Here is a 20,613-nt window from a genome sequence, read left to right as displayed (position 1 = left end):
CTAGATCAGCGCCTTCGCGAGCTGCAGCCCGTGGCGCTGCTCCGCCTCCTGCAGCGAGCGCGCGATCGACGGGTGCAGCCGCACCCCGTTCCTGGATTGCGCGTCCCGCCGCTTCAAACCGCCTTCACCCGGCAGCCGGACCGGCTTTGAAGGATCGATGGGCGTGTTGCTCCGGCACTGCGCCGCGACATGGTCCATCTGGCGCAGGAACGCCTCCTTGCCGCCGAACGCATGCAGGTCGTGCAGCGTGATGTGCACCGTCGCGCCCCAGCCCTCTTTCGGATCGGCACGGCCGAAGCCCGCCAATCCCGCCGTCAGCGTTTCCACCAGCAGCGCCATGCCGTAGCCCTTGTGGCCGTGGCCGAGGCCGCCCACGGGCAGCAGCGTGCCGGGCGGCTGGTCGAACAGCACCTGCGGGTCGTTGGTGGGCTTGCCGGCCGCGTCGATGAGCCATTCCTCGGCGAAGGTCTCGCCGGCCGCGCGCTTGCGGTTGCTCATGCCGTTGGTGGTGATCGAGGCCGAGATGTCGACCATCACGCCGCCCTGCGAGAGCGGAAAGCCCATCGCCAGCGGATTCGGCGTGAATACCGCCTGCGTGCCGCCGAAGGGCGCGACGCTGGCGGTGTTGGGGTCCGAGCAGGCCAGCAGCATCAGCATGTCTTCCTGCAGCGCGCGCAGCATGTAGACGGCGAGGCAGGCGATGTGGTGGCTGCGGCGGATCACGAGCGAGGCCGTGCCGAGCTCGCGGGCGCGCGGCACCAGCAGGTCCATGCCCTGGTCCATGAGCCACGGGCCGGGCAGGCGCTTGCCGTCCCACAGCACGGCGGCGGGGCGGTCCGACAGCACTTCGGGCGCGCCGCCGCGCGTCATGCCGCCCGATTCGACTTCCTTCACATAGCCGGCCAGGAGCGCCAGGCCGTGCGTGTCGTGGCCCAGCAGGTCGCCTTCGACGAGGGTGCGCGCGACGCTGTCGGCCATCGATGCAGCGAGGCCGGCTTTTTGCAGCAGGGCGCTCGCGTAGTCCCGGAGGGCATCGGCGCGGTAGAGCGGGGCGGCCGAGTCGGTCATTTCAGGATTTCGAGCAGGCGGTCGAGCCCGCCTTCGTTGATCGCCACCATGGCCTGCTCGCGCACCTTCGGCTTGGCGTGATAGGCCACCGAGAGGCCGGCCTCGCCCATCATCGGCAGGTCGTTGGCACCATCGCCGACGGCGATGGTTTCCTGCGGCGAGATGCCCATGAGCGAGGCCACTTCGAGCAGCGTGCGGCGCTTCTCGGCGCCGTCGCAGATGTCGCCCCAGCTCTGCGTCACGACCTGGCCGGTGAGCTTGCCATCGGCCTCGTCGAGCAGGTTGGAGCGCGCGAAGTCGATGCCCAGCCGGTCCTTCACGCGGTTCGCAAAGAACGTGAAGCCGCCCGACACCAGCAGCACCTTGAGGCCCGCCTTCTTGCAGGCCGCCACCAGCTCGCTCGCGCCCGGATTGAGCTTCAGCCGCTCGTCGTACACCTGCTGCAGCGCCTGGACCGGCACACCCCGCAGCAGCGCCACGCGGCGGCGCAGGCTTTCCTTGAAGTCCTTGATTTCGCCGCGCATCGTGGCCTCGGTGATCGCGGCCACCTCGGCCTTCTTGCCGACGGCATCGGCGATTTCGTCGATGCATTCGATGTTGATCAGCGTGGAGTCCATGTCGAACGCGATCAGCTTGAAATCGGCCAGCGCCAGCGGCGGCTTCACGCGCTGCAGGACGAGACCGGGAGAAATTTCTGTAGCGCTCATGCGGGGGCGGGTTCCTTGACGAGGGGTTGACCGAGGCTGCGCAGCACGTCGCGCACCATCTGCGCGCGGTCCTTCGGCTCCTTGAGCTCGCGCTCGATGCGCAGCTTCTCGTTGCCTGCGAGCTTGATGTGCTTGTTCTTCTGCACCAGCTGGATGATGGCCATGCCGTCGACCGGCGCGTCCTTCTTGAAGGTGATGTTGATGATGCCCGGCGCCGCATCGACCTTCACCACGCCATAGGGCCGCGCGAGCACGCGCAGGCGGTGCGTGTCGATGAGCGTCTGCGCCTGCGGCGGCAGCTTGCCGAAGCGGTCGACGATTTCTTCCAGCAGCGTGTCGATCTGGTCGGGTGTCTTCGCGGTGGCCAGCTTCTTGTAGAACGACAGGCGCAGGTGCACGTCGCCGCAGTAGTCGTCGGGCAAGAGGGCGGGGGCGTGCAGGTTGATCTCGGTGGTGACCGACAGCGGCGCCAGGAGGTCGGGCTCCTGCCCGGCCTTGAGCGCGCGCACGGCTTCGCTGAGCATCTCGTTGTAGAGCTGGAAGCCGATCTCCATCATGTTGCCGCTCTGGTTCTCGCCGAGCACTTCGCCGGTGCCGCGGATTTCCAGGTCGTGCATCGCGAGGTAGAAGCCCGAGCCCAGTTCTTCCATCTGCTGGATGGCGTCCAGGCGCTGGGCCGCCTGCTTGGTGAGGCCTTCGGTGTCCGGCACCATCAGGTACGCATAGGCCTGGTGGTGCGAGCGCCCGACGCGGCCGCGCAGCTGGTGCAGCTGCGCGAGGCCGAACTTGTCGGCGCGGCTCATCACGATGGTGTTGGCGGTCGGCACGTCGATGCCGGTCTCGATGATGGTCGAGCACAGCAAGAGGTTGTAGCGCTGCGCCACGAAGTCGCGCATCACGCGCTCCAGCTCGCGCTCGGGCATCTGGCCGTGGGCGACCGCGATGCGGGCCTCGGGCAATATCTCTTCGAGCTTCTGGCGGCGGTTCTCGATGGTCTCGACCTCGTTGTGCAGGAAGTACACCTGCCCGCCGCGCTTCAATTCGCGCAGCACGGCTTCGCGGATGACGCCCGTGCCCTCGTTGCGCACGAAGGTCTTGATGGCCAGGCGCCGCTGCGGCGCGGTGGCGATCACGCTCAGGTCGCGCAGGCCCTCGAGCGCCATGCCCAGCGTGCGCGGGATCGGCGTCGCGGTGAGCGTGAGCACGTCGACCTCGGCGCGCATCGCCTTCATCGCCTCTTTATGGCGCACGCCGAAGCGGTGCTCCTCGTCGATGATGAGCAGGCCCAGGTTCTTGAACTTGACCGACTGCGAGAGCAGCTTGTGCGTGCCGATCACGATGTCGATCTGCCCTTCGGCCAGCCCCTTCGCGGCGGCCGTGATTTCCTTGGCTGAGCGGAAGCGGCTCATTTCCGCGACCTTCACCGGCCACTTGGCGAAACGGTCCACCAGCGTCTGGTAGTGCTGCTCGGCCAGGAGCGTGGTGGGCGCGAGAAACGCCACCTGCTTGCCGCCGGTGATCGCGATGAAGGCGGCGCGCAGCGCGACCTCGGTCTTGCCGAAGCCCACGTCGCCGCAGACCAGGCGGTCCATCGGCTGGGGCGAGATCATGTCCTGCACCACGGCGTGGATCGCGGCCTTCTGGTCGGCGGTTTCCTGGAAGCCGAAGTCGTTGGCGAACACCTCGTAGTCGGCGGCCGAGTAGCGGAAGGCATGGCCTTCGCGCGCGGCGCGGCGAGCGTAGATGTTGAGCAGCTCGGCGGCCGAGTCGCGCACCTGTTCGGCGGCCTTGCGCTTGGCTTTTTCCCACTGGCCGGAGCCCAGCCGGTGCAGCGGGGCCTCGTCGGCGCTCACGCCGGTGTAGCGGCTGATCTGGTGCAGCTGCGAGACGGGCACGTAGAGCGTGGCCTTGTCGGCGTACTCCAGGTGCAGCATTTCCTGCAGCAGCGGCTTGCCTTCGGCATCGACGCCCTGGCCCAGGTCCATGTGCATGAGGCCGCGGTAGCGGCCGATGCCGTGCGCGGTGTGGACCACCGGGTCGCCAACGTTGAGTTCGGAGAGGTCCTTGATCAGCGCCTCGACGTCGCTGACCTGCTCCTGCTTCTTGTTGCGGCGGCGCGTGGTGGGCGCGGTGGCGAAGAGCTCGGTCTCGGTCACCAGGTCGATGCCCTGCTCGCGCCACGCGAAGCCCGAGGCCAGCGCGGCGGTGACGATGCCGATCTTCTCGTCGGTGGACGCTTCGAACTCGGCCAGCGAGTCGAAGGCCGGCGGGCTCACGCCGCTCGCGCGCAAGAAGTCGAGCAGGCTTTCGCGCCGGCCGTCGCTCTCGGCGATCAGCAGCACGCGGTGCGGCGTGGCGGCGATGTGGAGCTTGAGGCCGACCAGCGGGTCTTCGGCGCCGCGCACCACCGCGAAGGGCGGGAGCCGGTCGAACTCGGCGTAGGGCGTGTCGGTGGCAATGTCGCCGCGGATGGCCAGTTGCGCGTGCGGCTTGGCGCGCTGGTAGAACTGCTCGGCGCTCAGGAACAGCGCCTCGGGCGGCAGCGCCGGGCGTTCGGGGTCGCCGCGCACCAGCCGGTAGCGCTCGTTCGTGTCCTGCCAGAAATGCTGGAAGGCGGGTTCCAGGTCGCCGTGCAGCACCACGGTGGCGTCGGGGCCGAGGTAGTCGAACACCGTGGCCGTCTCGTCGAAGAAGAGGGGCAGGTAGTACTCGATGCCGGCGGTGGCCACGCCGTTGCCCATGTCCTTGTAGATGCGGCTCTTGGTCGGGTCGCCCTCGAGCAGTTCGCGCCAGCGGCTGCGAAAGCGCGCGCGGGCGTCGTCGTCCATCGGGAACTCGCGGCCGGGCAGGAGGCGCACCTCGGGCACGGGGTAGAGGCTGCGCTGGGTGTCGGGGTCGAAGGTGCGGATGGAATCGATCTCGTCGTCGAACAGGTCGACGCGGAACGGCACCAGCGAGCCCATGGGGAAGAGGTCGATCAGGCCGCCGCGCACCGCGTATTCGCCCGGGCTCACCACCTGCGTCACGTGGCTGTAGCCGGCCAGCGTGAGCTGGGCCTTGAGCTTGGACTCCTCCAGCTTCTGCTTGGCCTTGAAGTGGAAGGTGTAGCCGGCGAGGAAAGCGGGCGGCGCGAGGCGGTAGAGCGCGGTGGTGGCCGGCACCAGCACCACGTCGGCCTCTTTCTGGCTGATGCGCCAGAGGGTGGCCAGGCGCTCGCTGATGAGGTCCTGGTGGGGCGAGAAGCTGTCGTAGGGGAGCGTCTCCCAGTCGGGGAAGAGGGCGCAGCGCAGGTCGGGCGCGAAGAAGGCGATCTCGTCGATGAGCCGCTGCGCGTCGTTGGCATCGGCCGTGAACATCGCGGTGGCGCGGCCGGCGGCCTTCTCGCGCATCCCCAGCTGCGCGAGCAGCAGGGCATCGGCCGACAGAGGGGGGCGCGGCAGCGTGAAACGCTTGCCCGCCGTGAGGTGGGGGAGGTCCATGGAACGCTTGGAAAAATGCACAACACCCCGCGCCGGCTGGCGAGGGGTGTGCGAAGGTCAATTCTAGAATGGCGGCCCCTTATCCGCTTGTCGGCCATTGGCCCGTGCCGCACCCACCGATGTCTTCTTCCCGATTCTTCGTGCTGATTCCCTGTGCCGGCTCCGGCCACCGAGCGGGCGGCGTGCAGCCCAAGCAGTACCAGCGGCTCGCGGGGGCGTCGATGGTGGCGCACACGGTGGAGGCTTTTCGCGCGCTGGCCGGTCGTTTTGCCGGGCTGGCGGTGGTGGTGTCGCCGGACGACCGCGAAGTGCAGGCTGCGCTGCCGCGTTTTCCGGGCAACGACGAATACCTGCTGCAGGTCGGCGGCCTGACCCGGGCGGCCACGGTGCGCAACGGCCTCGCGGCATTGCGGCAGAAGGGCGCCGGGGCGCACGACTGGGTGCTGGTGCACGACGCGGCGCGTTGCCTCGTCACCTCCAGCCAGATCGAGGCGCTGATCGCCGCCTGCGAGCACGACGCCGTCGGCGGCCTGCTGGCACACCGGCTGGCCGACACGCTGAAGGTGTCCTCGACCGACAGCCGCGTCTCCCAGACCCTGTCGCGCGCCGACAAGTGGCTGGCCCAGACGCCGCAGATGTTCCGCATCGGCATGCTGCTCGATGCGCTGGAGCGCGTGGGCGACGTGGTGACCGACGAGGCCAGCGCCATCGAGGCGATCGGCCTTGCACCGCTCCTGGTGCCGGGCAGCGCCCAGAATTTCAAGATCACTTTCCCCGAGGATTTCGCACTGGCCGAGGCGGTCCTGCTCAGCCGCAAGAAAGCCATCGCATGACGACCGCAAAGCCCTTCAACATCCGCGTCGGCGAGGGCTGGGACGTCCACCAGCTCGTGGCGGGGCGCAAGCTCATCCTGGGCGGCATCGAGGTACCCCACGCCACCGGCCTCCTGGGCCATTCGGACGCCGACGTGCTGCTGCACGCGATCACCGATGCGCTGCTGGGCGGCGCGGGGCTGGGCGACATCGGCCGGCACTTTCCCGACACCGATGTGCAGTTCCGCGGTGCCGATTCGGCCGTGCTGCTGGCCGAGGCGGCGCGCCGCGTGCGGGCCGCCGGCTGGGAAATCGGCAACGTCGACAGCACCGTGATCGCGCAGGCACCGAAGCTGGCGCCGCACATTCCGCTCATGTGCCAGCGCATCGCGGACACGCTGGGCATCGCGCTCGACCAGGTCAACGTGAAGGCCAAGACGGCCGAGAAGCTCGGCCCGGTGGGCGAGGGCCGCGCGATGGAAGCGCGCGCGGCGGTCCTGCTGCACCGCTGAGCGGCTGGGTCAGACGGGCTTCTTGCCGTTCGGTACTTCGCCCGGCTTGGGCGTCGGCATGGCGCGCGGCATGCGGATGTGGGCCGCGAGCCCACGCCCTGGCGTACTGGTGAGCGCGAAGGTGCCGCCCATGCGCTCGATGTTCTTCGCCACGATCGACAGGCCCAGGCCCGCGCCCGCCGCCGAGGTGCGCGCCGCGTCGCCGCGGAAGAAGGGCTTGGTCAGCTGCGAGAGCAGGGCGGGCTCGACGCCCGCGCCATGGTCGCGCACCTTGATCAGCACCGCATCGTTGTTCGCCTGCGCCTGGATCGTGACGTCCGCCACGCCCGTGGCCGGCGTCTTGCCGTAGCGACGGGCGTTCTCGACCAGGTTGGAGATCACGCGGGTGAGCTCGACCTCGTCGCCCAGCACCCGCAGGTCGGCGGGCACCTCGACCTTGATGTTCATCTCCTCGTAGTCCTGCACGGCGTAGGTGCAGGCATCGACCACGTCGCGCAGCAGCACGGGCCGCGGATCGACATGGTCGGGGCGGGCGTAGTCCAGGAACTTGTCGATGATCGCGTCGAGCTGGGCGATGTCGGCGGCCATGTGGTCGCGGGCATCTTCGTCGGCCACGCTCATCTCGGTTTCCAGGCGCAGGCGCGCGAGCGGCGTGCGCAGGTCGTGCGAGATGCCGGCCAGCATGATGGCGCGGTCCTGCTCGATCTTGGCCAGCTGGTCCGCCATGCGGTTGAAGCCGATGTTGACCGCGCGAATCTCGTTGGTGCGGGCGCGCTCGTCGAGCCGGTGCGCCTCGTACTCGCCCTCGCGCACCTGCATGGTCGCGCGCGACAGCTGCTTGAGCGGCAGGTTGATGAGCCGGGTGATCAGCGCCGCGCCGGCCAGCGAGAGCGCCATCGCGGTGCTGAGCCAGACCAGCCAGGTGCGCCCGCCCACGCGGCTGAAGCGCGTGGGGTCCAGCAGCAGCCAGTAGGTGTCGCTCTCGATGGTGAAGCCGATCCACAGGCCCGCCTCGTCGTTCACGCGGCTGGCCACGGTGGTGCCTTCGCCGAGCTGGTCGATCAGCTCCTCGGTCACGCGCAGGTCGAGCGCGCCGCTGGTGTAGGGCTGGAAGCGGTCGTTGGGCTCGCGCGGGAGGATGCGCACGCCTTCCTGGTCGGCCAGCGTCTTGATCAGCGACACCCGCGTGATGGCGTCCGAATACACCAGCGCCGCGCGCGTGAGGTTCACGAGCGAGGCGATCTGGTGGGCCGTTTGAATGGCGCGCGGCTCGTATTCGAGCGAGCGGAAGGTCTGCAGCCAGGCGACCGTACAGCCGATCAGCAGCAATGCGAGCAGGAAGAAGGTGCGCCAGAAAAGGCTGAAGCCCAGCTTGAGGCCGGGGCGGCGGTCACGCTGGGAGCCCTCCAGGGGGCTCGGCATCGTGACCTGCGCGCCGTCTTCCTGCTGGGAGCCGGGTCTGGCGGCTTGGCCGATGGCCACCTCTCAGCGGCGCGTCAGGCCGTGCCGTCCGGCACGAACACGTAGCCCACGCCCCAGACGGTCTGGATGTAGCGGGGCGCCGCGGCGTCGGATTCGACGAGCTTGCGCAGGCGCGAGATCTGCACGTCCAGGCTGCGGTCGAAGGGCTCGAACTCGCGGCCGCGGGCCAGTTGGGCGAGCTTTTCGCGCGACAGCGGCTGCCGGGGATGGCGCACCAGCGCCTTGAGCATCGCGAATTCGCCGGTGGTCAGCGAGAGCTCCTCGCCGTCCTTCTTGAGCGTGCGCGAGCCCAGGTCGAAGGCGAACGGGCCGAAGGTGACGGTCTCGTTCTCGGTGGAGGGGGCGCCCGGCGCCTCCAGCGGCGGACGGCGGCGCAGCACGGCGTGCACGCGGGCCAGCAGTTCGCGGGGGTTGAAGGGCTTGCCCAGGTAGTCGTCGGCGCCGACTTCCAGGCCGACGATGCGGTCCACGTCTTCGCCCTTGGCGGTGAGCATGATGATCGGCGTGCGGTCGTTGGCGGCACGAAGGCGTCGGCAGACCGAGAGGCCGTCTTCGCCGGGCATCATGAGGTCGAGCACGATCAGGTCGACCGTGTCGCGCAACAGGATGCGGTTGAGCGCCTTGCCGTCCTCGGCCACGATCACTTCGAAACCTTCCTGGGTCAGGTAGCGGCGAAGCAGGTCACGGATGCGGGCGTCGTCATCGACGATCACGATCTTGTCAGTGCGAGCGGGAACTTGAGTCATTTCTACAACGTTGAATTTGTAACAGCGCTGATTCTGAAGGCGTTAGCACCCCATCGAGCCAGATTTACTTATGGTTTGACACTAAGTTACAAAACTTGCGGACGCTCGCCCTCTGGTCATCCGACGTTAGCTTGACGGTGGCAAAGTTCCCCTGCCTTATGACAAATGCTCAATGAGACTTCCTTTTTCCGCACTTCCATTGCTTCTAGCCTGCGCCTGTGGTTCGACATGGGCCGTTTCGGGGGATTTTTTCAGGGTCGGCGAGGTGCGCCGCAGTGAAGTGCGGGATGCAGTGGCCGCCCACCGGGCGGCGCAGCGAGAGGAAATCCGCCGCGAGGAAGCCGCAGCCGGCAGGCGCCTGACAGCCGCCGAGCTGTTCGAGTTGCGGCAGCAGGTGCGGGGGCAGTGGACGCCGCCCAGCGTGGGGGCCCTGGCGAATTCGGCAGAATCGCAGCCAGCCGAGCGAATCGCGCCGGCACCGATGCCCGCCGCCCGTTCGCTGACCGCGCCGCGCAGCCAGCGCCCCTGAGGGCCCTGGCGCGGGTGTTCCTCGCCATCAACCTAGGGAGTCCCTTGTCTTGAAAAAAATCAAATTGCTCGCCGTTTGCGCCGCCCTGGCCGCCGCCGGTTCCGCGCTGGCCCAGAACGTGGTGACCCCGGCGCCGCAGAACGTGCTGCAACTCACCGCCTCCGGAACGGTCGAGGTCCAGCAGGATCTCCTGAGCATGACGCTCGTGACCACCCGCGACGCGACCGATGCGGCCACCGTGCAGACCCAGCTGAAGGCCGCGCTCGACGCCGCCCTGACCGAGGCCAGGAAAAACGCGCAGACCGGCCAGCTCGACGTGCGCACCGGCAACTTCAGCCTCTCGCCACGCTATACGAAGGACGGCAAGATCAACGGCTGGCAGGGCTCGACCGAGCTGGTGCTCGAAGGGCGCGACTTTCCGCGCATCACGCAGACGGCCGGCCGCATCACCACGCTCAGCGTGGGCAACGTCGGTTTCGGCCTGAGCCGCGAGCAGCGCGCCAAGACCGAGGCCGAAGCGCAGAACATCGCCATCGAGAACTTCAAGCAGAAGGCCAACGAGCTGGCCAAGGGTTTCGGCTTCGGCGGCTACACGCTGCGCGAGGTGTCGGTGAACGCGAACGACGGCGGCCCGCGCCCGCGGGTGATGGCGATGCAGGCCAAGTCGTTCTCGGCCGATTCGGCCGTGCCGGTCGAAGCCGGCAAGACCAGCGTGATCGTGAACGTGTCGGGGTCGGTGCAGCTCAAGTAAGGCGTAAGGCGGATTGGCGGACGCCGCCGGGCCGCCCCAAGGCGGCCCGCGCCTCCTCCTCGGGCGGTGGCGAATTACATGCCGCGAAGCGGCATGAAAAGCCGGGAGGCCCGACTACTGCGCCGTCCAGCCGCCGTCCATCTGCCACGCCACGCCGCGCACCTGGTCGGCGGCCGGCGAGCACAGGAAGACCGCGAGGCCGCCGAGTTGCTCGACCGTCGTGAACTGCAGCGAAGGCTGTTTCTCCCCCAGCAGATCGTTCTGCGCCTGCGTGGCCGAGATGCCTTCGCGGGCTGCGCGGTCGTCGATCTGCTTTTGCACGAGCTGCGTCAGCACCCAGCCGGGGCAGATCGCGTTGCTGGTGATGCCGGTGGTCGCGGTTTCGAGCGCGACCGACTTGGTGAAGCCGACGATGCCGTGCTTTGCCGCCACATAGGCCGACTTCTGCACCGAGGCGACCAGGCCGTGGGCCGATGCGACGTTGATGACGCGGCCCCAGTTGGCCTCGCGCATCGCGGGAATCGCCAGGCGTGTCGTATGGAATGCGCTGGTGAGGTTGATTGCGATGATCGCGTCCCAACGTTCGACCGGAAAGTCCTCGACCTTGGCGACGTGCTGGATGCCGGCGTTGTTCACGAGGATGTCGACACGGCCGAACTTGGACGCAGCGAACTTCATCATGTCCTCGATCTGGCCGGGCTTGCTCATGTCGGCGCCGTGGTATTCGGCGCGAACGCCGAGCGCTTCGATCTGGGACTTCGGGGTTTCGGCATCGCCGAAACCGTTGAGCACGATGTGTGCGCCTTGCTGGGCGAGCGACTGGGCAATGGCCAAGCCAATGCCGCTGGTGGACCCCGTGACAAGCGCGGTTTTGCCTTTGAGCATGAAGATCAATCTCCGGATGAATTAGGATGCAACGAACCCATTATCCGCACCACGATTTCCCCGTTTTCATGACCGAACCGACGCTTCATTACGTGGCATGCGACGACCCACAGGGCGGCCATCGCATGGCCTATTGGCAATGGGGCGACGAACGCAGCGCGCATGTCGTGGTCTGCGTGCACGGACTCACCCGGCAAGGCCGCGACTTCGACGTGCTGGCAGAGGCCCTCGTGGCCCGCGCGGGCGGCGATGTGCGCGTGATCTGCCCCGATGTGGTGGGGCGCGGGCGCAGCGACTGGCTGCGCGATCCGGCCTTCTATCAGGTGCCTGTCTACGCGGCCGACATGGTGGCGCTGATCGCCCAGGTGCAGCGCGAACAGGCCATCGACACGCTCGACTATTTCGGCACCAGCATGGGCGGGCTGATCGGCTTCGTGCTGGCGGGCCACAAGGAACTGCCGCTCGCGCGGCCGGTGCGCCGCTTCATCGCGAACGATGTCGGTCCGACGATCGAACCCATCGCCCTGCAACGCATCGCGGCGTACGTGGGGCAGGGCGGTCGCTACGGCAGCGTGAAGGAAGCGGCCGATGCGATGTGGGCGATCTCGACCAGCTTCGGTCCGCACACGCCCGAGCAATGGCTCGCGCTGTCGCAGCACATGGTGGTGCCTGCCTCGCAGCGCACCGCCGACGGTGCTGCAAAGACCGACACCGGCAATGTCGCTGGCGAGGGGCCCTGGTTGCTTCACTACGATCCGGCCATCGCCGTGGCGTTGCGCGCCATCACGCCCGAAGCGGCGGCGCAGGGCGGCGCGATCATGTGGAGCCTGTACGACGCCATCCAGGCGCGCACGCTGGTGACGCGCGGGGCCGTGTCGGACCTGCTCTCGCGCGAGACGGCCCTGGCCATGACGCAGCGCGGCCCGAAGGCGGCGCTGGTCGAGTTCGAAGGCGTGGGCCATGCGCCGACCTTCATCGATCCCGCGCAGGTTGCCGTCGTCACTTCCTTCCTGTTCGATTGATGGGGTGAACAAGCGTGAAGCGCGAGTCCTCGAGCCTGCAGACGGCCCCCCTGTCCGATACCGCCGTGGTCGACTATCCGTTGTCCGCCGCCACGGCCGACCGCACGCCGGTGATCGAGAACATGCTTGCCCGCGCCCGTGCGTTCGCCGAGCCGCTGATCGCCGATGAAAAGCTGGACACCGGCGAGAACACGCTGGCGCACGCCGATGCGGTGGCCGCCATCGTCGCGAAGATGGGCGGCTCCGAAGCCATGCAGGCGGCGAGCTATCTCGTCTATTCGTGCCAGCACCTGAACCGCCCGCAGGAGGTGATCGCCAAGGTGTTCGGCGACAACTTCGCGGCGCTTGCGGTCGAGACCACCAAGCTCGTGCGCGTGCAGGAGCAGGCCCGCTCGGCTTCGCAGGGCCATCACATCGAAGGCGCCGGGGCACAGACCGAGAACGTGCGCAAGATGCTGCTGGCGTTCTCGCGCGATCTGCGCGTGGTGATGCTGCGGCTTGCTTCGCGCCTGCAGACCTTGCGCCATGCGGCGGCCAGCAAGCAGCCGGCGCCCGAGAGCGTGGCGCGCGAATCGCTGCAGGTGTTCGCGCCGCTGGCCAATCGCCTGGGCATCTGGCAGGTGAAGTGGGAGATCGAGGATCTCTCGTTCCGCTTCATCGAGCCTGAAACCTACAAGCTGATTGCGCGCCTGCTCGACGAAAAGCGCATCGAGCGCGAAGGCCACGTCGAGCAATTGCGCTCGCAGCTCGAGCAGGAACTGCAGGACGAGGGCGTGCATGCCACCGTGCAGGGACGGCCCAAGAACATCTACAGCATCGTCAAGAAGATGCGTGGCAAGTCGCTCGACTTCGCGCAGGTGTTCGACATCCTCGCGCTGCGCGTGGTGGTGGCCGACGTCAAGGACTGCTATGCGGCGCTGGCCTGGGTGCACACCCATTTCCAGCCGATCGACGAGGAGTTCGACGACTACATCGCGCGGCCCAAGCCGAACGGCTACCAGTCGCTGCACACCGTGGTGCGCGAACTGGTCGATGGCAAGCCGGGCAAGCCGATCGAGATCCAGATCCGCACCGAAGAAATGCACGACCACGCCGAGCATGGCGTGGCCGCGCACTGGGCCTACAAGGAAGCAGGGCACAAGGGCTATGCGGGGGTCTGGGCGAGCGGGGAGTACGACGCGAAGATCGCCGTGCTGCGGCAACTGCTGGCGTGGGAGCGCGATCTCTCGGGCGGCCTGCAGGGGCAGGGCCTGTTCGACGACCGTATTTATGTACTGACCCCGGACGCTGCCATCGTCGAGTTGCCGCAGGGCGCGACGCCGGTGGACTTTGCCTACACGGTGCACACCACGCTGGGCCATCGCTGCCGCGGGGCGCGTGTCGATGGCGCGATGGTGCCGCTGAACACGCCGCTGTCGAATGGGCAGACGGTGGAGATCATTGCGGCGAAGGAAGGCGGGCCGTCGCGCGATTGGCTCAATGCCGAGCTGGGTTATCTGGCGAGTCACCGTGCGCGCGCCAAGGTGCGCGCATGGTTCAACGCACAGATCACGCACGAGACCGTCGCACGCGGACGCGAAGCCGTCGAGAAGCTGCTGCAGCGCGAAGGCAAGACGGCCATGCGGCTGGAGGACCTGGCTTCGCAGCTCGGCTTCAAGTCGGCGGACCATCTGTTCGAGGTGGTCGGCAAGGACGAGTTTTCCTTGCGCAACATCGAGACGCTGCTGCGCCCGCCCGAGCCGGCGCCGAATCCCGACGATGGCGTGCAGATCAAGAAGGCGCGCGGCAGCGAGAAGTCCGGCAAGGGGGGCGTGCTGGTGGTGGGCGTGTCGTCGCTGATGACGCAGCTGGCCAAGTGCTGCAAGCCCGCGCCGCCCGATCCCATCGGCGGCTTCGTGACGCGAGGCCACGGTGTCAGCGTGCATCGCGCCGACTGCAGCAACTTCCGGACGATGGCCACGCGAGATGGCGAGCGCGTGATCGATGTCGAATGGGGCGCGACGAAGAAGGGTGGCGAGGCGCCCGTCTATGCGGTCGACGTGGCCGTCGAAGCGGCAGATCGCCAGGGCCTGCTGCGCGATATCTCCGATGTGTTCGCCCGGGAAAAGATGAACGTGATCGGCGTGCAGACGCAGTCGGTGAAGGGCACGGCGTGGATGACTTTCACTGTGGAAATCGCCGACGCAGCGCGGCTGACGCAGGTGCTCGGCATCGTCACTGCAGTTGTTGGCGTGCGATCTGCACGTCGCCGCTAAAAAGCGTGTTTTCTCCTGCTACAATAGCTGCTTCTCGGACACATCCTTAGGCGCGTAGCTCAGCTGGTTAGAGCACCACCTTGACATGGTGGGGGTCGTTGGTTCGAGTCCAATCGCGCCTACCAATTTCTGTTCAACTTCCGGCCAACCACCGGGTCTGTTGAACAGAGCTTTCACCGGGTTCCCCGGTGTTTCAATCGTCCCTTGTGGTGATGCAGAAAAAGACCATGGCCATGTTGTTGTGCTACCTTGGCCATCCTGCGAATCCATTCCCAATTCCTTGACAAGCGATCCGATGAATACGCGATCAACGCTGGTTGATCGGGCTCATGCCGACATGCGCGTTGCCGCGCTGTTGCGGCAGGCTCCCATCGAGTTTGCGCGCGCGGTCTACGGCATCAACGACCATGCGGGCGGCCGCACCGACACGATGGCGGCGCGCGAAGTGGCGCGGGCCCTCCGGCAGGGCGTGGCGGTGACCGAGGAGCGCGCCGAGCAGCGCGCCCGTGCCTATCTGCCGACCGTGGGGCAGGAGCACTGCCCGCGTTGCTGGGTGGTCTACGGCCACAAGAGCCCGCTTCGCTTTCGCGAAGCGACCGAAGAGCGCCCCGAAACAGCCGCCTGCCACGCATGCGGCGCCGAGTACGCGACATCGCAGGGCTGAAGTGCAGCGCGCGGTCAGGGTAAACCTTGTCGCGATGCAGCAAAACCGCTCCCTAGAATCATCCGATGACATGGGCGTCCATGTGAAGGAGTCCGCAGTGCAGAGCAAGAAGTCCGGGGTCAAACCGGTACAGCGTGTGATCAAGAAGTACCCCAACCGAAGGCTCTACGACACCGAGACATCCACGTACATCACGCTGACCGAGGTGAAGCTGCTGGTCATCCAGAATGCCCAGTTCGTGGTGCGCGATGCCAAGACCGGCGACGATCTCACGCGCAGCATTCTTCTGCAGATCATCCTGGAAGAAGAAGCGGGCGGCGCGCCGATGTTCACCGAGCAGGTGCTGGCCAACATCATCCGTTTCTACGGCCAGGCGATGCAGGGCTACATGGGCCCGTACCTCGAGAAGAACATCCAGGCCATGACCGAAGTGCAGGCCCAGCTCGCCGACAAGGCCGAGGGCCTCACGCCCGAGATGTGGTCGAAATTCATGACCATGCAATCGCCGATGCTCCAGGGCCTCATGGGCAACTACGTCGAGCAATCCAAGAATGTCTTCCTGCAGATGCAGGAGCAGATGCAGAAAAACACCGAGCAGGTACTGGGGGCCTTTGGCATCAAGCGTCCCTGAGCGCCTCCGGACCGCACCAAGGCGGGGCTTGCCCAATGATTGCCCGACTGTCACCGATAGCTGGGACAATAGAGGGATATGAGTGAAGTTGCCTCCCCCGAACGAACGACCACGTCGACCGCCCCCAAGGTCGGCTTTGTGAGCCTGGGCTGCCCCAAGGCCCTGACAGATTCCGAATTGATCCTGACCCGGCTGAGTGCCGAGGGTTATCAGACCTCCAAGACTTTCGAAGGTGCCGATCTGGTGATCGTCAACACCTGCGGCTTCATCGACGATGCCGTGAAGGAAAGCCTGGACACCATCGGTGAGGCGCTGGCCGAGAACGGCCGCGTGATCGTCACCGGCTGCCTGGGCGCCAAGACCGGCGACCAGGGCGGCAACCTGGTGCGCCAGATGCACCCGAGCGTGCTGGCCGTCACCGGTCCGCACGCCACGCAAGAGGTGATGGATGCGGTGCATGCCAACCTGCCCAAGCCGCACGATCCTTTCGTCGATCTGGTGCCGAACACCTTCGGGATCGCCGGCCTCAAGCTGACGCCCCGTCACTATGCGTACCTGAAGATCAGCGAAGGCTGCAACCACCGCTGCACCTTCTGCATCATCCCCTCGATGCGCGGCGACCTCGTGTCGCGGCCGGTGGGCGATGTGCTCGGCGAGGCCAAGGCCCTGTTCGAAGGCGGCGTGAAGGAGCTGCTGGTGATCAGCCAGGACACCTCCGCCTACGGCGTGGACGTGAAGTACCGCACCGGCTTCTGGGACGGCAAGCCGGTCAAGACCCGCATGCTCGAACTGGTGCGCACGCTCGGCGAAATTGCCGAGCCTTACGGCGCCTGGGTTCGCCTGCACTACGTGTACCCGTACCCGAGCGTTGACGAAATCATCCCGTTGATGGCGAGCGGACAGGTGCTGCCGTACCTCGACGTGCCGCTGCAGCACAGCCACCCCGATGTGCTCAAGCGCATGAAGCGTCCGGCCAGCGGTGAAAAGAATCTGGAGCGGCTCGCGCGTTGGCGCGAGGTGTGTCCGGAGCTCGTGATCCGCAGCACTTTCATCGCCGGCTTCCCCGGTGAAACCGAGCAGGAATTCGAGCATCTGCTCGACTTCATCCGCGAGGCCGAGATCGATCGCGCCGGTTGCTTTGCCTACAGCCCGGTCGAAGGCGCGACCGCCAACGACATCCCCGGCATGCTGCCCGCGGCCGAGCGCGAAGCGCGTCGCGCCCGCTTCATGGAAGTGGCCGAAGCCGTGTCGATCGCCAAGCTGCAAAAGCGCATCGGCGCAACGATGCAGGTGCTGGTCGATTCCGCGCCAGGCATGGGCCGCAAGGGTGGCGTGGGGCGCACTTACGCCGATGCGCCCGAGATCGACGGCACCGTGCGGCTACTGCCGCCCGAGAAGATCAGCAAGACGCTGAAGGTCGGTGAATTCACTCGTGCGCGCATCGTGGGCGCCGAGGGCCATGACCTGATCGCATTGCCGATTTGATGATTCGAACAGGCAAGAAAAAAGCCACCGGATGCCGGTGGCTTCATTCGAAAGACCTGGTAGGGGTCTGCTTGACTTTGGTGCCCAGAAGAGGACTCGAACCTCCACGATGTTACTCGCTAGTACCTGAAACTAGTGCGTCTACCAATTCCGCCATCTGGGCATTTCAGGAAAGCCTACGAGTATACCAAATCGAACGCAGCGATTTCGCCGCGGCGAAGGAATTCGTGGGTTGTTCGGTGTCTGCTCGAACGCGAGCGGGCAAGAAAAAAGCCACCGGAGACCGGTGGCTTGAATCGAAAGACCCGATGAGGGTCTGTTTAAACTTGGTGCCCAGAAGAGGACTCGAACCTCCACGATGTTACTCGCTAGTACCTGAAACTAGTGCGTCTACCAATTCCGCCATCTGGGCCCACATACCTGCAAAAGCAAGTACGTTTTGAATTTCAGGAAAGAAGGAGATCATATCAAAAATAATGTCAATTCCAGCGGCTTGCTGGACGAATTCGAAGGCACTGTTCAAGGACATCGCGACGGTCACGGCTTCGTGCAACGCGATGACGGCGAGGCAGACATCTATCTGCCCCCGAACGAGATGCGTGCAGTGCTGCACAAGGACCGCGTCAAGGCGCGCGTCGTGCGGCAAGACCGCCGCGGTCGTCCCGAAGGGCGCGTGGTCGAGATCGTCGAGCGTCCCGAGCAGCCGATCATCGGCCGCCTGCTGCACGAAGGCGGTATCTGGCTCGTAGCCCCTGAAGACAAGCGCTATGGGCAGGACGTCCTGATTCCCAAGGGCGCGACCGGTCCCGCCAAGGTGGGGCAGGTGGTCGTGGTGCAGCTCACCGAGCCGCCGGCGCTCTTCGGCCAACCCGTGGGCCGCGTGAGGGAAGTACTCGGCGAGATCGACGATCCCGGCATGGAGATCGAGATCGCCGTGCGCAAGTACGGCGTGCCGCACGAGTTTTCCGCTGAATGCCTGGCCGAGGCCAAGGCCTTGCCAGAGAAGGTCCGCCCCGCCGACAAGAAGGGGCGCGTGGACCTCACCGACATCCCGCTCGTCACCATCGATGGCGAAGACGCCCGCGACTTCGACGACGCTGTGTACTGCGAGCCCGCCAAGGTGGGCCGCGGCAAGGGCTGGCGATTGCTGGTCGCGATCGCCGACGTCAGCGCCTATGTGCAGACCGGTTCGGCGATCGACATCGACGCCTACGACCGGGCCACCAGCGTCTACTTTCCGCGCCGCGTCATCCCGATGCTGCCCGAGAAGCTCTCCAACGGCCTGTGCTCGCTGAACCCCGAGGTCGAGCGCCTGTGCATGGTGTGCGACATGCTCGTGGCTGCCGATGGCGAGATCTACGCGTACCAGTTCTACCCGGCCGTGATGTTCAGCCATGCGCGCTTCACGTACACCGAAGTGGCCGCGATCCTGGGCAACACGCGCGGCCCCGAAGCTGCGAAGCGCAAGGACCGCGTCAAGGACCTGCTGAACCTCGCCGACGTCTACAAGGCCCTGCTCAAGCAGCGCGGCAAGCGTGGCGCGGTCGACTTCGAAACCACCGAGACGCAGATCATCTGCGACGACGCCGGCCGCATCGAGAAGATCGTGCCGCGCACGCGCAACGAAGCGCACCGCCTCATCGAAGAAGCGATGCTCGCGGCCAACGTCTGCAGCGCCGATTTCATCGCCGAAGGCAAGCACCCGGGCCTGTTCCGCGTGCACGAAGGCCCGACGCCGGAGAAAAAGGAAATCCTGCGCGGCTATCTCAAGGCCATGGGCGTCGGCCTCAGCATCACCGACGATCCGAAGCCCGGCGAGTTCCAGGCGATTGCCGAAGCCACCAAGGAGCGCCCCGACGCGCAGCAGATCCACACCATGCTGCTGCGCTCGATGCAGCAGGCGATCTACACGCCGTTCAACAGCGGGCATTTCGGCTTGGCCTACGAGGCGTACACGCATTTCACGAGCCCGATCCGCCGCTACCCCGACCTCTTGGTGCACCGCGTGATCAAGGCGATCCTCACCAAGACGCGCTACCAGTTGCCGATGCTGCCGACCCCGGGCGAGGCACATGCCAAGCTGGCCAAGCGCCTCGCCTCGCGCGTGAAGGCGCCGACGAGCAAGCCGCAGAAGGCGACCATCGCGCCCACCAAGGAAGTGCTGGCCTGGGAAGCCGCGGGCCTGCACTGCAGCGCCAACGAGCGCCGCGCCGACGAAGCCAGCCGCGACGTGGAGGCCTGGCTCAAGTGCAAATACATGCGCGAGCACCTGGGCGAGGAGTACGGCGGCGTGGTCACCGCGGCCACGACCTTCGGCATCTTCGTCACGCTCGATGCGATGTACGTCGAGGGCCTGGTGCACATCACCGAACTCGGCGGCGAATACTTCAAGTTCGACGAGATGCGCCAGGAACTGCGCGGTGAGCGCACCGGCATTCGCTACGCCATCGGCACGCGGGTGCGGGTGCAGGTGAGCCGCGTCGACCTGGATGGCCGCAAGATCGACTTCCGCCTCGTGCGCGAGGGCGAAGACCTGACGGCGCGCGCCATGAAGGACAAGGGTGCCGGATCCGGCGGCGTGCCGGTCAAGGCGTCGGCCAAGCGTGGTTCGCGCCACAAGGCAGAGGCGGCCACCAGCGACCAGCGGGCGGAGCGCAGCACGGCTGCCGTTGCCGCCGGGCCGCAGTCGGCGATGCAGGCCTTCAAGTCGGCGGTCAAGAAGGCCGCCAACAAGATGAAGGGGCGCAAGCCCCGCCGCGGATGAGCCCCATCCAACCGATACGACAGACAAGCCGAGAAGGAGACATTGAGCATGAGCGTTGAGAGCAACAACAAGGGCCGCATCGCGATCGTCACAGGCGCGGGTTCCGGCATCGGCCGGGCCGCGGCGCTGGCGCTGCTGGGCGATGGCTGGAGCGTGGTCCTCGCGGGCCGTCGCCTGGAGCCGCTGGAGCAGGTGGCCGAAGAGTCGGGCGCCGGTGCGCGCGCCTTCGCGGTGCCGACCGATGTGTCGAATGCGGAGTCGGTGCAGTCGCTGTTCGCCGCCACCGTGGAGCGCTACGGGCGCGTCGACCTGCTGTTCAACAACGCCGGCGTGGGCAACCCGCCGGGCCCGTTCGAGGACTGGACGCCCGCGCAGTGGCAGGGCGTGGTCGACATCAATCTGACCGGCATGTTCTTCTGCATCCAGCAGGCGTTCCGCACGATGAAGGCGCAGGTGCCGATGGGCGGCCGCATCATCAACAACGGCTCCATCTCGGCCACCGCGCCGCGCCCGAACTCGATGGCGTACACCGCGACCAAGCATGCGGTGGAAGGTCTGACCAAGACCGCATCGCTCGATGGCCGCAAGTACGACATCGCCGTGGGCCAGGTCGATGTGGGCAACGCGATGACCGAACTGGCCGCGCGCATGGCCAAGGGCGTGCCGCAGGCGAATGGCGAACTCGCGATCGAGCCGCTGATCGACGTCAAGATCGTGGGCCAGTCGGTGCTCTACATGGCGAACCTGCCGCTGGAAGCCAACGTGCTGTTCCACACGATCATGGCGACGAAGATGCCCTTCGTCGGGCGCGGCTAGCGCGT

At 66.7% G+C, this 20,613-nt stretch carries 17 protein-coding genes and 3 tRNA genes; 12 read left to right on the top strand and 8 right to left on the bottom strand.

What is annotated here, in order from left to right:
* The 3 genes from BM133_RS09055 to mfd are packed head-to-tail and all read right to left on the bottom strand — an operon-like array spanning position 1 to position 5,254.
* Positions 1-1,068 (bottom strand): Ldh family oxidoreductase, encoded by a 1,068-nt coding sequence (locus BM133_RS09055; RefSeq protein ID WP_093433126.1) that lies wholly within the window; start codon positions 1,066-1,068, stop codon positions 1-3.
* Positions 1,065-1,775 carry a phosphoserine phosphatase SerB gene (gene serB, locus BM133_RS09050; RefSeq protein ID WP_093433125.1) on the bottom strand — a complete coding sequence of 237 codons (711 nt, stop codon included), beginning with the start codon at positions 1,773-1,775 and terminating at the stop codon, positions 1,065-1,067. The genes BM133_RS09055 and serB overlap by 4 nt, the downstream gene beginning before the upstream one ends.
* Complete coding sequence (gene mfd, locus BM133_RS09045) at positions 1,772-5,254, bottom strand: transcription-repair coupling factor (RefSeq protein WP_093433123.1); 3,483 nt, start codon at positions 5,252-5,254, stop codon at positions 1,772-1,774. The genes serB and mfd overlap by 4 nt, the downstream gene beginning before the upstream one ends.
* A 119-nt stretch (positions 5,255-5,373) precedes the next feature.
* On the opposite strand from mfd, the gene ispD reads away from it, so the two are divergent.
* Positions 5,374-6,087 (top strand): 2-C-methyl-D-erythritol 4-phosphate cytidylyltransferase, encoded by a 714-nt coding sequence (ispD, locus tag BM133_RS09040; protein ID WP_093433122.1) that lies wholly within the window; start codon positions 5,374-5,376, stop codon positions 6,085-6,087.
* Complete coding sequence (ispF, locus tag BM133_RS09035; protein WP_093433120.1) at positions 6,084-6,578, top strand: 2-C-methyl-D-erythritol 2,4-cyclodiphosphate synthase; 495 nt, start codon at positions 6,084-6,086, stop codon at positions 6,576-6,578. The genes ispD and ispF overlap by 4 nt, the downstream gene beginning before the upstream one ends.
* 9 nt (positions 6,579-6,587) lie before the next feature.
* Here the strand turns inward: ispF and BM133_RS09030 are convergent, their stop codons facing one another.
* Positions 6,588-8,000, bottom strand: a complete 1,413-nt coding sequence (locus BM133_RS09030; RefSeq protein WP_093435200.1) for a sensor histidine kinase — start codon at positions 7,998-8,000, stop codon at positions 6,588-6,590.
* A gap of 74 nt (positions 8,001-8,074) precedes the next feature.
* On the bottom strand, positions 8,075-8,806 hold the full coding sequence (gene ompR / locus BM133_RS09025) for an osmolarity response regulator transcription factor OmpR (RefSeq protein ID WP_007837017.1): 732 nt from the start codon (positions 8,804-8,806) through the stop codon (positions 8,075-8,077).
* 172 nt (positions 8,807-8,978) lie between these two features.
* On the opposite strand from ompR, the gene BM133_RS09020 reads away from it, so the two are divergent.
* Both BM133_RS09020 and BM133_RS09015 read left to right on the top strand, forming a co-directional pair.
* Positions 8,979-9,335, top strand: coding sequence for a hypothetical protein (locus BM133_RS09020; RefSeq protein ID WP_093433119.1), 357 nt, complete (start codon positions 8,979-8,981; stop codon positions 9,333-9,335).
* Positions 9,336-9,384: 49 nt separating this feature from the next.
* Entirely contained in the window at positions 9,385-10,086 is a 702-nt protein-coding gene (locus BM133_RS09015) for an SIMPL domain-containing protein (RefSeq protein WP_093433117.1), read from the top strand.
* A gap of 114 nt (positions 10,087-10,200) precedes the next feature.
* On the opposite strand, the gene BM133_RS09010 is transcribed toward BM133_RS09015, so the two are convergent.
* Positions 10,201-10,971 (bottom strand): 3-hydroxybutyrate dehydrogenase, encoded by a 771-nt coding sequence (locus tag BM133_RS09010; RefSeq protein WP_093435198.1) that lies wholly within the window; start codon positions 10,969-10,971, stop codon positions 10,201-10,203.
* 26 nt (positions 10,972-10,997) lie between these two features.
* On the opposite strand from BM133_RS09010, the gene BM133_RS09005 reads away from it, so the two are divergent.
* The 6 genes from BM133_RS09005 to rimO all read left to right on the top strand — a co-directional run bounded on the left by BM133_RS09005 (position 10,998) and on the right by rimO (position 17,028).
* Positions 10,998-11,993 (top strand): alpha/beta fold hydrolase, encoded by a 996-nt coding sequence (locus tag BM133_RS09005; protein WP_093433116.1) that lies wholly within the window; start codon positions 10,998-11,000, stop codon positions 11,991-11,993.
* Positions 11,994-12,007: 14 nt separating this feature from the next.
* A complete protein-coding gene (locus BM133_RS09000) occupies positions 12,008-14,248 on the top strand; it encodes a RelA/SpoT family protein (RefSeq protein WP_093433114.1) in 2,241 nt (746 codons plus the stop codon).
* Between the two features lie 48 nt (positions 14,249-14,296).
* Positions 14,297-14,373, top strand: a tRNA-Val gene (locus tag BM133_RS08995).
* A 170-nt stretch (positions 14,374-14,543) separates the two neighbouring features.
* On the top strand, positions 14,544-14,912 hold the full coding sequence (locus tag BM133_RS08990) for a hypothetical protein (RefSeq protein ID WP_256219102.1): 369 nt from the start codon (positions 14,544-14,546) through the stop codon (positions 14,910-14,912).
* Between the two features lie 70 nt (positions 14,913-14,982).
* Positions 14,983-15,543 (top strand): polyhydroxyalkanoate synthesis repressor PhaR, encoded by a 561-nt coding sequence (phaR, locus tag BM133_RS08985; protein ID WP_093433111.1) that lies wholly within the window; start codon positions 14,983-14,985, stop codon positions 15,541-15,543.
* 78 nt (positions 15,544-15,621) lie between these two features.
* Entirely contained in the window at positions 15,622-17,028 is a 1,407-nt protein-coding gene (gene rimO, locus BM133_RS08980; RefSeq protein ID WP_093433110.1) for a 30S ribosomal protein S12 methylthiotransferase RimO, read from the top strand.
* Positions 17,029-17,106: 78 nt separating this feature from the next.
* Here rimO and BM133_RS08975 read toward each other — a convergent pair.
* A tRNA-Leu gene (locus BM133_RS08975) sits at positions 17,107-17,191 on the bottom strand.
* A 164-nt stretch (positions 17,192-17,355) separates the two neighbouring features.
* A tRNA-Leu gene (locus tag BM133_RS08970) sits at positions 17,356-17,440 on the bottom strand.
* 81 nt (positions 17,441-17,521) lie between these two features.
* Between BM133_RS08970 and rnr the strand changes: the two genes are divergently transcribed.
* Together rnr and BM133_RS08960 are read left to right on the top strand one after the other, a co-directional pair.
* Positions 17,522-19,792 carry a ribonuclease R gene (gene rnr, locus BM133_RS08965; protein ID WP_371286313.1) on the top strand — a complete coding sequence of 757 codons (2,271 nt, stop codon included), beginning with the start codon at positions 17,522-17,524 and terminating at the stop codon, positions 19,790-19,792.
* Positions 19,793-19,840: 48 nt separating this feature from the next.
* A complete protein-coding gene (locus BM133_RS08960) occupies positions 19,841-20,608 on the top strand; it encodes an SDR family oxidoreductase (protein WP_093433108.1) in 768 nt (255 codons plus the stop codon).
* Positions 20,609-20,613 lie beyond the last annotated feature (5 nt).

Source organism: Variovorax sp. 770b2 (assembly GCF_900115685.1).
GTDB lineage: Bacteria > Pseudomonadota > Gammaproteobacteria > Burkholderiales > Burkholderiaceae_C > Variovorax.
Note: the sequence above shows the minus strand (reverse complement) of the source record. Positions and strands in the feature narration are given on the sequence as shown.

Coding starts and splice junctions, on each gene's coding strand:
- serB (WP_093433125.1), bottom strand. CDS start 1,775: ATGAGCGCTACAGAAATTTCTCCCGGTCTCGTCCTGCAGCGCGTGAAG.
- BM133_RS09005 (WP_093433116.1), top strand. CDS start 10,998: ATGCAACGAACCCATTATCCGCACCACGATTTCCCCGTTTTCATGACC.
- phaR (WP_093433111.1), top strand. CDS start 14,983: ATGGGCGTCCATGTGAAGGAGTCCGCAGTGCAGAGCAAGAAGTCCGGG.
- rimO (WP_093433110.1), top strand. CDS start 15,622: ATGAGTGAAGTTGCCTCCCCCGAACGAACGACCACGTCGACCGCCCCC.
- ompR (WP_007837017.1), bottom strand. CDS start 8,806: ATGACTCAAGTTCCCGCTCGCACTGACAAGATCGTGATCGTCGATGAC.
- ispF (WP_093433120.1), top strand. CDS start 6,084: ATGACGACCGCAAAGCCCTTCAACATCCGCGTCGGCGAGGGCTGGGAC.
- ispD (WP_093433122.1), top strand. CDS start 5,374: ATGTCTTCTTCCCGATTCTTCGTGCTGATTCCCTGTGCCGGCTCCGGC.
- BM133_RS09055 (WP_093433126.1), bottom strand. CDS start 1,068: ATGACCGACTCGGCCGCCCCGCTCTACCGCGCCGATGCCCTCCGGGAC.
- BM133_RS08990 (WP_256219102.1), top strand. CDS start 14,544: ATGAATACGCGATCAACGCTGGTTGATCGGGCTCATGCCGACATGCGC.
- BM133_RS09020 (WP_093433119.1), top strand. CDS start 8,979: ATGAGACTTCCTTTTTCCGCACTTCCATTGCTTCTAGCCTGCGCCTGT.
- mfd (WP_093433123.1), bottom strand. CDS start 5,254: ATGGACCTCCCCCACCTCACGGCGGGCAAGCGTTTCACGCTGCCGCGC.
- BM133_RS09010 (WP_093435198.1), bottom strand. CDS start 10,971: ATGCTCAAAGGCAAAACCGCGCTTGTCACGGGGTCCACCAGCGGCATT.
- BM133_RS08960 (WP_093433108.1), top strand. CDS start 19,841: ATGAGCGTTGAGAGCAACAACAAGGGCCGCATCGCGATCGTCACAGGC.
- BM133_RS09030 (WP_093435200.1), bottom strand. CDS start 8,000: ATGCCGAGCCCCCTGGAGGGCTCCCAGCGTGACCGCCGCCCCGGCCTC.